Below are 12,520 nucleotides of genomic sequence, written 5' to 3'. Positions count from 1 at the left end.
CAATGCTAACAAAATGTGGGAGGGGGCTTGCTCCCGATTGCGGTGGGTCAGTCAAAAATACTGAGACTGACACACCGCAATCGGGAGCAAGCCCCCTCCCACATTTTGATCTTCGCCAGGCCTATGTCAGTAGTGGTACCACTTCACTTCAAGCATCACTTCATTCACGGGCGTGGATAAGTGGCTGTATTCACGCTGCGCACTCAGGCGCAGGCCCAGGTTGCGCGACAGTTCCCACTGCTGGTTGAGGCTGATGCTGCGCCGCACTTCACCATTGGTAAAGAAATCCCCCTTGGCTTCCAGGCTCAGGTTGCCCAGTGGGTTTTTCCACAGCACGCCGGTGTTGAAGCCGGCGGCGGGCGAGATGGCTTCGCTGAAATCGTTGTTGTGTTCCACGCGCACGGTGCCAAGGGCGAAGCCGAGCATGTCGTCGCTCAGTTGCCAGGTGCCGCCGGCGCCGCCGTTGACGTGGGCGACCAGGGTTTCGTCGTCGTGCTTGCCCGGTACCCGTTCCAGGCCGCCAGTCACTTGCCATGACCAGGGTTGCAGCAGCGCGTTACGCGGCGTCAGCGAGCGGATGGTGGCCAGGTCCAGTTGCTGCAACTGCCAGTGATTGCCTTCGTACTGGCGCAGTTTCATTTGCAGGATTTCGATCTGGGCGCCGAGGGGGAAGCCTTCGGCGTTGTCGTTAAGGTCGTGATAGGCCATGCGCAGGCCATATTCACCAAAGGCTTTGTCGCCACGGGTGCCGATGCCGGCTTGCCAGGTGCGTGACTGGTGGCCGTTTTCCGGCAAACCAGGCGGCGTGATCTTGAGGTCTGGCGCAGGGTTCTGGTTGATCGCCCGCAGCAGTTCGAAGCTGCGCTGGGAGCGTTCGGTGTCGCGTTCCAGCCCATTGGCGCGGTAGCGGCCGAGGCGGTAGGCGGCGTCGATGATCAGCGCCTGGCGCTCGCGAGGCAGGGCCTTGAATGCGGGCTCTTGCAGTTGCTTCTGGTCATCGCTGACTTTCAACACCCACTGCTGCTCATCGCCGTCCAGCGGCTTGGCGCGTTCGAGCAGTTCGCGTTCACGCGAGGGGCGATAGTCGATCTTTTCCACCAGGCCTGCGTCCTTTACCGCCTTGACGGTATCGGTAGGGATCGCGGTGAGGGGGAATTGCTCGGTCAGGCGCAGGCCGGGGCGGGCCACTTGCAGCAGTTCCAGCAGGCGATAGGAGCAGTTTTCGTCGAAGAAGAAATAGTCGAACTGGATCTGCTTGAGTTCCCACACGTGCTCGACCATGCGCTTGGTCTCGACCTCGGTGAGGTTCAGGCGGTATTCCCACAGGTCGCGGTTTTCCAGGCTGCGGTATTCGGAGAGTTTCTCCTGATAGGGCACCAGGGCGAACAGGCCGGGGTAGCCGCCCATGAGGCCCTTCCAGGCATACAGGATGCTGTTGTCGGAGCCTTCGATATAGGCGCCGAAGTTGATCGCGTAGCTGAGCAGCGCAGTGTTGTTGCTTTGCACATCTGCCTGGTCGATCCGCAGCAAAGTGTGGCCGAACATCGACGACGGGCTGTTGAGATAGGCCGCGGGGAAGATCATCACCGCGCTATGGGGGGCGACGTCCTTGAACCATTGGGTGAATTCCTTGCAGTCCAGGGCGGGCAGGTCAGTCAGGTGCAACTGATCCTTGAGCCAGCGGGTACGTGCGGGGTACACACACTGGGCGTGCTTCTCACCCAGGCTGGCCGGTGCATACAGCGCTTGCACGGTGGCCTTGAGTTCGGCGTCCGGGTGATGGGCGCCGTCGGCGGCGAGGAAGAATTTCTTGTCGCTGACATAGCTGCGCCAGCCACCGATCTTGCCGGCTTCGTAATGCCCCAGCGACAGCCAGAACGGGTCATTGGCCAGTTGCTGCAAACGTTGATCGTCGAGGTGCGGTGCCGCATGCAGCGGGGCGCAGGCGAAGAGAGCCAGGCAAGCGAGGCGTTTGAGCATGGGGGCTACTTAAGTCGGACTGAAAAAAAGACCCAAGGGGGGCAGGTCGAAAAAATAAAACCCGCGCCTCGAAAGACGCGGGCGGGTCGAGCTTAAGCCTGGGTAGCGTATTTCGCCAGACGGGCATCGCTTTTCAGTACAGCAATGGTGTTGTTGTGCACGTCGTCAGCGGTCACGTCAGCCTTGCTGAAGATCTGCTGGAAGTGCTCGTGGGTCACGGCCGCGAAGTGATCGCGATCTTCCGGGGCAACACCCAGTACCACGGCATAGGTGGTCAGTGCTTCGCCGTTGCCTTTGGCCATGTCTTCGGACAGCTCGTTCATCATGCCATTCATGGCAATCCAGGACTTGCCGCCGTAGGTCAGGGCGCTGTTGGTGCTGCAACCGTTGGTGCCCGAGGTCATGCCGAAGGTGGCGTTACCCGAGGTGCCGTTGGTGGTGGAAGCGAGGAAGTGAGCCGGAGTACCGCGCTGGCCTTCGAACAACATGTTGCCCCAACCGCAGTTCGGGCCACCTGGTGCTTCTGCCATTGCATTGAGGGAGACGACGGTGAAGAGAGTACCAAGAAGGATCCGTTTCATAGCTTTGTTCTCTTTGTGTGCAAACCAATGGACAAGGGTTCAGGTGCTTCTCAGCACCCTAGGGGCCAGTTATTAGTCCAACCCGCGCAGTTTGGAGTTTAGGCACGTTCCTAGGGTTCCGTGTTTTTTTATAAACATTAAGTCTCAGGCGATTTTTTTGTAGGACGCGTGCGGTGGCTATGCTTTCCCGAAAGCGCGCCTTGCCAGAGCGCTCAACCCGGAGCCAGAATGCCCCCATCTGCCCCGCCTGATGTAAGGAAGCCCGATGCCTGATCCTGTTGCTGCCAGCTTGCGTCTAGCGCCCGAAGCGCTGACTCGCCCTTTCTCCGCTGAACAGTTCAGCTTCTCGACCACCAATGATTTGGAGCCCTTTCGCGGTGTGCTTGGCCAGGAGCGTGCGGTTGAAGCCTTGCAGTTCGGCGTGGCCATGCCACGCCCCGGTTACAACGTGTTTGTGATGGGCGAGCCCGGCACCGGCCGCTTTTCGTTCGTCAAACGCTACCTCAAAGCCGAAGGCAAACGCCTGCAGACCCCGGCGGACTGGGTCTATGTGAATAATTTCGATGAGCCACGCGAGCCCCGCGCCCTGGAATTGCCAGGGGGCGGCGCCGCGGCGTTTATCGCCGATATCAACGGGTTGGTCGACAACCTGGTGGCCACCTTTCCGGCAGTGTTTGAACACCCCACTTATCAACAGCGCAAAAGCGCCATCGACCGGGCCTTCAATCAGCGCTACGACAAGGCGCTGGATGTGATCGAACGCCTGGCGCTGGAAAAAGACGTGGCGTTGTACCGCGACAGCTCCAACATCGCCTTCACGCCGATGCTCGACGGCAAGGCGCTGGACGAAGCCGAGTTTTCGCAGCTGCCGGAAGCCGATCGCGAGCGTTTCCATAACGATATTTCCGAGCTGGAAGAGCGCCTCAACGAAGAGTTGGCCAGCCTGCCGCAGTGGAAGCGCGAGTCCAACAACCAGCTGCGCCAGTTCAACGAAGAAACCATCACCCTGGCCCTGCAGCCGTTGCTGGCACCGTTGTCGGAAAAGTATGCAGAAAACGCCGGCGTTTGCGGCTACCTGCAAGCGATGCAGGTGTACCTGCTTAAAACCGTGGTCGAGCAACTGGTGGACGACGCCAAGACCGACGCCCAGGCGCGCAAGCTGCTTGAAGAGCAGTACTGCCCGAGCCTGGTGGTGGGTCACCCGGTCAACGGTGGTGCGCCAGTGGTGTTTGAACCGCACCCGACCTACGACAACCTGTTCGGCCGTATCGAATACAGCACCGACCAGGGCGCGCTTTACACCACCTATCGCCAGTTGCGTCCGGGCGCCTTGCACCGCGCCAATGGCGGCTTCCTGATTCTGGAAGCCGAAAAAATGCTCAGCGAGCCGTTTGTATGGGATGCCCTCAAGCGTTCCCTGCAATCGCGCAAGCTGAAGATGGAGTCGCCCCTGGGCGAACTGGGCCGCCTGGCCACCGTGACCCTCAACCCGCAAATGATCCCCTTGCAGGTGAAGGTGATCATCATCGGCTCGCGCCAGTTGTATTACGCGCTGCAAGACGCCGACCCGGACTTCCAGGAGATGTTCCGCGTACTGGTGGACTTCGACGAAGACATCCCGATGGTCGACGAGAGCCTGGAGCAGTTCGCCCAGTTGCTCAAAACTCGTACTTCGGAAGAAGGTATGGCGCCGCTGACCTCGGATGCGGTCGCGCGCCTGGCGACTTACAGCGCACGCCTGGCCGAACATCAGGGCCGCTTGTCGGCGCGTATTGGCGACCTGTTCCAGTTGGTCAGCGAGGCGGACTTCATTCGCCACCTGGCCGGCGACGAAATGACCGATGCCGGGCATATCGAGCGCGCCCTCAAGGCCAAGGCCACGCGTACCGGCCGCGTGTCGGCGCGGATTCTCGACGACATGCTCGCCGGCGTCATCCTGATCGACACCGCCGGCGCCGCTGTGGGCAAGTGCAACGGCCTGACGGTGCTGGAAGTGGGCGACTCGGCATTCGGCGTGCCGGCGCGGATTTCCGCCACGGTGTACCCGGGTGGCAGCGGCATTGTCGACATCGAGCGCGAAGTTAACCTCGGCCAGCCGATTCACTCCAAGGGCGTGATGATCCTCACCGGTTACCTGGGCAGCCGCTATGCCCAGGAATTCCCGCTGGCGATCTCTGCGAGTATCGCCCTGGAGCAGTCCTACGGCTATGTGGACGGCGACAGTGCGTCCCTGGGTGAGGCGTGCACCTTGATCTCGGCCTTGTCGAAGACGCCGCTCAAGCAATGCTTTGCGATCACCGGCTCGATCAACCAGTTTGGTGAAGTGCAGGCGGTGGGCGGGGTCAACGAGAAGATCGAAGGCTTCTTCCGCCTGTGCGAAGCACGCGGGCTGACCGGTGAGCAGGGGGCGATCATCCCTCAAGCCAACGTGGCCACGCTGATGCTCGAAGAGAAGGTATTGCAGGCCGTGCGTGCCGGGCAATTCCACATCTATGCGGTGCGCCAGGCGGATGAGGCCTTGAGCCTGCTGGTGGGCGAGGATGCCGGTGAGCCGGACGCCGAGGGGCAGTTCCCGGAAGGCACCGTGAATGCGCGGGTGGTGGAGCGCTTGCGGGCGATTGCCGAGATGATCAGTGAGGAAGATCTGAAGGAGGCGGAGAAGGAGCTGGCGCAGCAGGCGTTGGCAGAAGCCAAGCCAAGCTGATCCCTGAAGCTCAATGGGAATTAAATGTGGGAGGGGGCTTGCTCCCGATAGCAGTGGGTCAGTCAAAATTACTTAGACTGGCACACCGCAATCGGGAGCAAGCCCCCTCCCACATCTAGAATTGTTTATGCCACAAAATTGACTCTATCCTCAGGGACCGACGCCCGTTGGTCCCTACAACCTTGGTTTGTGGTGTTTTTCTTCTATTCTCAGAGTCAGGGATATCCACAGGAGTCGCAGGATAGAAACAGCCTCGCCTTGCGCTGGGGCTGAACACCGATCTACCGAGGGGCGCCGCCATGTCGCGCAACCTTTGCCTTACCCGCCAGTGCTTGGGCCTGGTCACCCGTATCGAATGCTCCATTCGCCCCCTCGCCGGGGATAACGGCATGTGGACGCTATTGTTTGCCGCCGGGATGTCGGGCGAGCAGCCTTCCACCATCAAATCCCAGGGCCCGTTCCATGGGCCCTTCGTGGCCGAAAGAATGCTGGGCACCATCGTTGATAGCCTGACCTTGCATGGCTACGAGCAAATGGACGAGCCGCAGATCTGGTGCCTGCACCTGCAAGCCCATCTGCGCCAACTCAATGGCGGCCAGGAGCAGTTGGCCCTTTAGCGCCGGCTATTTGCTTTCTGGTTTGTCCAGCTTGACCTCGAAGCCGTACTGCACGGTGCTCAGGTCGGTGCGCTGGTAACTCTCCAGCGTAGTCGGCTGGCCGTAGAAGTAATGCACGTCGAACAGCGCGGTGCCGTACTCCTCGGCGCGGTGGCTGACATTGAGGATTTCCTTGAGGTAATTGCCGCTGGCGTCCTTGGCGTAGAAGCGCCAGCTGTCGGAGGGGAAGTCCTTTTGATCGACGATCAGCGCGTTGTCCTTCAGCGACAGGCCCTTGGGCAGCTTGGCGACATCAATCACGGCTTTCTCGATAGTTGCCAGGAACAGCGGCACCGAGCCCACCACAAACGCCGGGGTCTCCGGGAACAGATTAAGGTCGTAAGTCAGTGTGCCGTTTACTGCGTTCAGCTCGAAAGCCTCGGTCGGCAGCTCGATGGGCTCGCCGCGCTCGCCCTTGTCGTCGGCGGTGAAGAAGGTGATAGGCGCATCACTGTTGTTACGCTCGGCGCCGACCAGGTCGTCGTTGAAGGTGAAAGGGTGGTCAAAGATGATTTTCGCGGCGCTGGCGTCTTCGGTCGATTGGCTGATGGTCACGCTGCTTTTAAGTTGGTCCTCGGTCATCGAGGCATCTTTGAGCCAGCTGGCGGCGTCGTCGTCATACACCGTGACCGGCATCGGCAGGGCCTGCACCGTGGTTTGCAGGCTGTTCCTGTCGAAGCGTAATACCGGCAGATCCAGGTCTTTGTGGGTAACCGTGGCCTGGGAGAAATCCAGGACATTGACCTGCAGGTTGTCGATCAGCCCGTTGAAATACACCTTGGCGTAATGGCTGGTTTGCTTGTGTTCGAAGGCTTTTTGCTCATCGGTGAGCTGTTTCTCGAAGGCGTCGGACCAGGCTTTTTGCTTGTGCATTTCAGCCAGTTGCTTCTCATAGAACGCCACTTGCGCGGCACTTTCGTTGATCGAGCCCGAACGGGTCAGAAATTGCCCGGTAATGTCCCGCGCCTGCACCAGCAAAGGGTTCGGTGATTCGTCGCCTACGTCTGCGGCCAGGGGGGCGCTGTTGGTCAGCTCGATCTCGGCGTAGTTCTTTTCCAGCGTCAGCAGGTTGAGGGTGATGTTGCCGTCGGTGCGTTTATGGCCCACGTCTTGTTTGGTCAGGTTGAACGTCAGCACCTTGCCCGGTGTGATCACTTCAACCGCGCCCTTGAGGCTGACGGGCTGCGGCTGGCTTTTGTTTTCCGTCTCGATACCTTCGATAAACGGGTAGGTCACCGTCAGGTCATCGGGGTTGGTGAGGTTGGAGCTGCTGGGGCTCAATTGGATGCCCGGGTCGGTTTCCGACCATTCCGGCTGAAAGGGAATGACTTTGTTGTTGCTCAGTGTCACCGACTGCCATTCCAGGCCATGGGGGAAGGGGAACTGGTCAGGGGCGTTGAAATTGAACGGGAAGACCGGCTGCAAATCCGTCAGATAGTCCGAATGAGAGCTTTTGCGCAGCACGAACAGGCCGTTGATATAGGTGTCCACCAAAGCCTGGGGCGTGGGGTAGTGCTTGAGCAAGGCCAGGGTGTCTTCGCCGTACTCGGCCTCGATGGGCTTGGTGGCGAGCTTGAGGCGCGCACGTTCCAGCAACAGCAGCGAGCCGCCCAGATCCGCGATGGCATCGCGCAGCTTGGGGTCCTGGATGGTGTCCAGGGACTGTTCGAACTTCGCGGTTTTCTCTTCGAGGGTCGCCTGCTTCTGCTCTTCTTTGGGGGAGCAGCCGCTGGCCATCAGCAACGCCGCACACAGGCCGAGAGTGGCCAAAGGGGATCGCACATCCATCATCTGAGTTTTCCTGTCCGACATCATCGAGCCGAGTTAATGGCCTCGACACTAGCAGAAAAATTCTCTTACAGATGCCACTTGGGTCAGTTTTCTCGCGGTGACAGGGGCCGGGTGGCGGCTGGTATACTCGGCGCCATTTTTAGCCAAGCTGTGTGAGATTCAATGGAACGCTTTATCGAAAATACGATGTACGCCTCGCGTTGGCTGCTGGCGCCGATCTACCTGGGGCTGTCCCTGGGCTTGCTGATCCTGGCGCTGAAATTCTTCCAGGAAATCATTCACGTGATTCCCAACATCTTCACCATGTTGGAAGCGGAAGTGATCCTGTTGCTGCTGTCGTTGATCGACATGGCCCTGGTTGGCGGCTTGCTGGTGATGGTGATGATTTCCGGCTACGAGAACTTCGTCTCGCAGCTGGATATCGATGAAAACAAGGAAAAGCTCAACTGGCTGGGCACCATGGACTCCTCGTCGCTGAAGATGAAAGTGGCGGCCTCCATCGTGGCGATTTCCTCCATCCACCTGCTGCGCATCTTCATGGACGCCAAGAACGTCGATCCGCAACACCTGATGTGGTACGTGATCATCCACATGACGTTCGTGGTCTCGGCGTTCGCCATGGGCTACCTGGACAAGCTCACCAAGCACTGATGCCCCGCGCCGGCCTTACTGCTCGACGAAGTAGTAAGGCTGGCGGTTGATCGCCATTTGCTTGATCACCGTGACCGGCTCTTTCAGTCGGTCGGTGTGGTCCGTCAGCGCAACGTTACCGGGCTTGGCGGTGAGGAAGGCGCGCAACTCGGGTTCGGTCTTGAGGATCGGCAGGTAGGCTTGCAGGTAGAACACGCTGGCGCCGGCGATCCGCTCGTTGGGCTGAAACATCGCCACCGTTCGGCCTTCGTCTTGCAGGGTCTGGACCTGGCTGATCACCGGCACGAAGGAGTGGCGCACATCGGCTTTTGGTGCAAACCAGAACGCTGCGCTCAGGTAGCAGGCGATGGCCAGGGTGAAAACCCCGCCGATGATCTGCCGGTGGTAGCGGTACAGCGCCGGCCTGTGGTCTTTGGCCCACTCCAGCAGCACCCGCGCATATTCGGCGGCCAACACCGCCGCGGCTGGCGTCAGCGCCATCAAATACACCGTGCGTTTGCTGGAAGCCAGGGTCAGCAGGGTGAACTGCGCCACCAGCCACACGCTGAAAAACAGGCGATAGCGGTTGCGCACCAGGCTTTTACGGAAATGCCACAAGCCCAGGTACACCAGGATATTCCAGGGCAGAAAGGCTTCGGGCAGTTTCGCGAGGTAATAGTAGAAAGGTTCGTAATGCCCGGCTTCCACAAACGAGCCGCTGAAGCGTCCGACACTATTGGTCCACAACACCTCGCCCACCGCCTGCATCCCGCCGCGCTGAAACAGAAACCCCAACCAGATCAGCAACGGCACCAAGGCCAGCAGCGTGAACAGCGCCGGCTTGAGCCAGTCACCGATGCGCAGGCGTTTATCCATCAGGCTGGTGCTGAGCAGGTACACAAAGATCACGATCCCCGGCAGCGCCAGGCCCAACACACCCTTGCTCAGCGTGGCGATGACCATGCCAGCGGTAAACAACGCCCACGCCCACACACTGGAGCCATCGCGCTCGGGCCGCACAGCCTGGTAAAACGCCAGTAAGGCCGTGGTTACGCCGAGGCTGAGCAACGAATCCTCACCCACCCCGCGCACATTGCCCCAGTAACTGGCCATGGTCGCCAGAATCAGTGCGGCACTGAACGCCAGCGTCTGCGGCCGCCCGAAGCGACGCAGCATCCCGTACAACAGCATCACGCTGAACAACCCGGCAAACGCCGACGCCAGGCGCACCGCCCCGGTGCTGGCGCCAAACAGGCGAATCGCACCGGCATCCAGCCACAGACTCAGGGGTGGTTTTTCCAGGAAGGGCTCGCGAAACAGGCGCGGCACCACCCAGTCATTGTCCAGATGCATCGCCATAGCGATCCCGGACACCCGAGCCTCGGTGGAGCCTTGCAGCTCGTGGTTGCCAAGGGCGAAGAAGAACAACAGACCAGCAAGCAGGAGCAGCAGGGGAGCGGGACGCGTCATGGAATCTGGCTACCGGGGCATGAGACCGATCGGGCGACCGGTCATGGGTAGTCAGAGAGTATACGAGCGCGATTCTTAACCTTTGGTGAACGGCTACGGGGTTTTTCTCGGGCACGTCAGGGCATTTTCAAGCTGGGCACTGCCGCTTTGCCTTGTGCGGTCAGCACCGGCTCCAACTGCTCCCAGGTGAAGACCAAGTCGTTGTCGCAGCCGTCACCATTGGCAGGTGTCGAGAGTTGCAGGCCCTGGGTGTTGAAGCTGAGGTGAAAGTTGGAGTAATCGGTGATCGCGGGGCAGCCCTCGTCGGTGGTGGTTTGCTTGGCCAGCCAAGTGCTGAAGGCGGCCGGCAGCTTCAAGTGGCCGGAATAGGCGTCATACCATTGCTGATGGCCGCCGAGCCAGGTCCATGGGTCAACCGATTCACCGGTTTGCAGGTTCCAGGAGTGCAGGCCCCAACTGATGCCCATGGCGCCTTGGCCTGCGGCCCAGCGGTAGAACCGCACGGTGAGAAATTGCGATGACCAATAGGCGGGCTCAACCTCGATCTCACTGGTATAGACCGAGCCGTTTCGACCCAGGTATTCACGCCGCTCATAAAAATAGTCGGTTAGATCTTCGTCATTGACGGCCAGAGCGGCGAGTTGCTGGTTGATCTTCTGCACCGCTAAGCTGTCTCCCTCCAGCTTGAGCGTGACGCGGGGGCCTTGGGTCTTGAGCAGGTAGGGATGGTTGTGGAAAGTCTTCTTCTCGGTCTTGATCGGCAGCGGCGCGGCTTCCATGGGCGCGTTATAGGCATCGCTGCCGCAGCCGTCCGTACCAATGCGGTGCAGGGCCAGTTGCAGCGGCGTACCGCCATCGGTTTTGCTCCAGGCACCCGAAAGGGTATCGGCCTGAGGTTTTTGCAGGGCCCAGAAACCGGTGTTTCCTTCCTCTACCCAAGGGGCGTTGTCGTTGGCCTGGCTCAGTTGAATCGGGGTACGGATGCGCTGGTAGTAATAACTGCCATGCTCCCCGTCGGCGCCGTTGAAACAGACGGTGATAGCGGACTTGCCCAAGGTGCCTTGCCAGACCCCGTCCAACTCGGTAGCGGTGGCGAGTAAGGGCATGACGGTGAGGGCGATGACGGCGAAGGGCTTGTACACGGGTATCTGACTTCCGGTTGTCTGATAAAGGCCGTCAGGGTAATGGGAAGTATGAGGGGATGCCAGCGGGCGAGATGCGCTGAGGCAACTCGCCCGTTTTCGTGTTTTAGGGTTGTGGCGGATGGGTAGTGAATGGATGGGTGTTCAAGACGCGTTCTACTAATAGCTCACCCAGAACGATCAACTGCTGAGCAGCCAGCAACTTGTGGCGGTGCGCGCCTTCAAGTTCGAAAGCCAGGTCGGTGGTCATGGCGTTGAGGGAGGCGAGGGTTTCGCTGGCTTGGATTAGCAGGGTTTCGGGGTGGATGTCGTCGGCGAGGATGAAGAGGGTGGTTGGGGGATTGGGGGTGATTTTTTTCATGGCTGAAACTCCTTGATTGATGGAGTCGCCAGACATCGCTGCTAAACGAAAAGGGTGGCGACCGTACGCGGGTTAGCAGACCAGGAATCAAGGAACCCGGCGCACCCGAAAGTGCCCCACGCACAGCCGCCATGACACGAACCAGCGGATGCAGAAAGCATCGCTCGAACGGATGGTGGCTTTGCAGGCCTTGATATTAACCGAGCTGCTAAACCCGGTCGCTGATTTTGCAGCGACAGGGGGAGGCTAGGCTTGTTGGTTGGAGTGCGCTAGTTCATCAACAGCGCGGTATCTTGCGGGAAAATTCCGAAGCCTGGCTCTGGTGGGCTCTCCCCAACATCGGGCTTTACTTAAAGCTCCAGTCCTCAGCCCGAACCAACTGGCAGAACGGCCCGTTGAGCGTGGCATTGTGATGAGCCACGATGGCCTCGGCTTTCATCAAGGGCGTGTCGGAACAGGTATGACCGTCGGTGATAAGCACCGCATCGAAGCCAAGGTCACGTGCGGCACGGCAGGTGCTGTCGATGCAGTATTGCGTTTTCATCCCGGTGACCACCACGCCGGTGGCGCCGCTAGAGCGCAGATTGTCAGCCAGGTCAGTCATTGCAAAAGCGTTTGGCCGGCGCTTTTCGAACACCACTTCCCCACCCAGCAACTTCAGTTCCTCTGCAACCAGCGTAAGCGGGCTGCCCGATTCGATTGGCGAGCCAACGGGGCCGATGTGACGTGCGAGAAAAATCGGCGCGCCTGCGCTGCGGGCCTTGTCCATCAGGGTATTGAGTGTTTCCAACAGTTCGTCGCAGCGCCAGGGTTTTTCCGGGCCGTGGATGAGTCCGACTTGGATATCCAGTATCAACAGGGCGTACATAGGTGCATCTCCTTGCGTGTGAACCAGCGACACAAGGGCATAAAAAAGGCCCTGTCCATCGCTGGCGGGCCTTTGAAATTCGTTTGCTAGTGGCTCACGAAACCTCGCACGCTCCGCTTGAAGCGGTCGTGGTGGTGGTTGTTGAGGTGAGGCAATAGGTAGTCATGGGGCGACACTAGCATCGTGGTTGATGGAATGCCAAGTACAAAAAAGACGTCCTTGGGCGTCTTTTTTATTGATGCCAGGGGAAGCTGAAAAGCTTTCTCATCTTATTAATTTATATAAAGAATAAGAATCTTAAAAAGTTGAGTAGGAATATTTTGTAAGAAGTTTCCTC

The 12,520-nt window shown here is 59.5% G+C and carries 10 protein-coding genes; 3 read left to right on the top strand and 7 right to left on the bottom strand.

Features of this window, described 5'->3' with window-relative positions; translation table 11 throughout:
• Nucleotides 1-126: 126 nt before the first annotated feature.
• Nucleotides 127-1,980 (bottom strand): Lnb N-terminal periplasmic domain-containing protein, encoded by a 1,854-nt coding sequence (locus FW800_RS24070; protein ID WP_446438605.1) that lies wholly within the window; start codon nt 1,978-1,980, stop codon nt 127-129.
• Nucleotides 1,981-2,072: 92 nt separating this feature from the next.
• Nucleotides 2,073-2,561 (bottom strand): DUF3015 domain-containing protein, encoded by a 489-nt coding sequence (locus tag FW800_RS24065; RefSeq protein ID WP_003194274.1) that lies wholly within the window; start codon nt 2,559-2,561, stop codon nt 2,073-2,075.
• Nucleotides 2,562-2,826: 265 nt separating this feature from the next.
• Here FW800_RS24065 and FW800_RS24060 point away from each other — a divergent pair, with 265 nt between their 5' ends.
• Together FW800_RS24060 and FW800_RS24055 are read left to right on the top strand one after the other, a co-directional pair.
• Nucleotides 2,827-5,265, top strand: coding sequence for a Lon protease family protein (locus FW800_RS24060; RefSeq protein ID WP_446438604.1), 2,439 nt, complete (start codon nt 2,827-2,829; stop codon nt 5,263-5,265).
• Between the two features lie 299 nt (nt 5,266-5,564).
• Nucleotides 5,565-5,882, top strand: coding sequence for a PA4575 family protein (locus FW800_RS24055; RefSeq protein ID WP_005791586.1), 318 nt, complete (start codon nt 5,565-5,567; stop codon nt 5,880-5,882).
• 6 nt (nt 5,883-5,888) lie between these two features.
• Here FW800_RS24055 and FW800_RS24050 read toward each other — a convergent pair whose 3' ends face one another.
• A complete protein-coding gene (locus FW800_RS24050; RefSeq protein ID WP_446438603.1) occupies nt 5,889-7,712 on the bottom strand; it encodes a hypothetical protein in 1,824 nt (607 codons plus the stop codon).
• Between the two features lie 162 nt (nt 7,713-7,874).
• Here FW800_RS24050 and FW800_RS24045 point away from each other — a divergent pair, with 162 nt between their 5' ends.
• The gene (locus FW800_RS24045) at nt 7,875-8,363 is read left to right on the top strand and encodes a TIGR00645 family protein (protein WP_005791582.1); all 489 of its coding nucleotides are present in this window, start codon (nt 7,875-7,877) and stop codon (nt 8,361-8,363) included.
• 15 nt (nt 8,364-8,378) lie between these two features.
• Here FW800_RS24045 and FW800_RS24040 read toward each other — a convergent pair whose 3' ends face one another.
• The 4 genes from FW800_RS24040 to FW800_RS24025 form a co-directional block, all read right to left on the bottom strand.
• Nucleotides 8,379-9,812: an ArnT family glycosyltransferase gene (locus FW800_RS24040; RefSeq protein WP_446438602.1), complete on the bottom strand. Its 1,434-nt coding sequence runs from the start codon at nt 9,810-9,812 to the stop codon at nt 8,379-8,381.
• A gap of 116 nt (nt 9,813-9,928) precedes the next feature.
• Nucleotides 9,929-10,954 (bottom strand): hypothetical protein, encoded by a 1,026-nt coding sequence (locus tag FW800_RS24035; protein ID WP_446438601.1) that lies wholly within the window; start codon nt 10,952-10,954, stop codon nt 9,929-9,931.
• 106 nt (nt 10,955-11,060) lie between these two features.
• Nucleotides 11,061-11,315: a DUF6124 family protein gene (locus FW800_RS24030; RefSeq protein ID WP_446438600.1), complete on the bottom strand. Its 255-nt coding sequence runs from the start codon at nt 11,313-11,315 to the stop codon at nt 11,061-11,063.
• Between the two features lie 346 nt (nt 11,316-11,661).
• Entirely contained in the window at nt 11,662-12,183 is a 522-nt protein-coding gene (locus tag FW800_RS24025; protein WP_446438599.1) for an isochorismatase family protein, read from the bottom strand.
• Nucleotides 12,184-12,520 lie beyond the last annotated feature (337 nt).

Source organism: Pseudomonas sp. 910_23, assembly GCF_052850795.1.
Note: the sequence above shows the minus strand (reverse complement) of the source record. Positions and strands in the feature narration are given on the sequence as shown.

Coding starts and splice junctions, on each gene's coding strand:
- FW800_RS24070 (WP_446438605.1), bottom strand. CDS start 1,980: ATGCTCAAACGCCTCGCTTGCCTGGCTCTCTTCGCCTGCGCCCCGCTG.
- FW800_RS24065 (WP_003194274.1), bottom strand. CDS start 2,561: ATGAAACGGATCCTTCTTGGTACTCTCTTCACCGTCGTCTCCCTCAAT.
- FW800_RS24060 (WP_446438604.1), top strand. CDS start 2,827: ATGCCTGATCCTGTTGCTGCCAGCTTGCGTCTAGCGCCCGAAGCGCTG.
- FW800_RS24055 (WP_005791586.1), top strand. CDS start 5,565: ATGTCGCGCAACCTTTGCCTTACCCGCCAGTGCTTGGGCCTGGTCACC.
- FW800_RS24050 (WP_446438603.1), bottom strand. CDS start 7,712: ATGATGGATGTGCGATCCCCTTTGGCCACTCTCGGCCTGTGTGCGGCG.
- FW800_RS24045 (WP_005791582.1), top strand. CDS start 7,875: ATGGAACGCTTTATCGAAAATACGATGTACGCCTCGCGTTGGCTGCTG.
- FW800_RS24040 (WP_446438602.1), bottom strand. CDS start 9,812: ATGACGCGTCCCGCTCCCCTGCTGCTCCTGCTTGCTGGTCTGTTGTTC.
- FW800_RS24030 (WP_446438600.1), bottom strand. CDS start 11,315: ATGAAAAAAATCACCCCCAATCCCCCAACCACCCTCTTCATCCTCGCC.
- FW800_RS24025 (WP_446438599.1), bottom strand. CDS start 12,183: ATGTACGCCCTGTTGATACTGGATATCCAAGTCGGACTCATCCACGGC.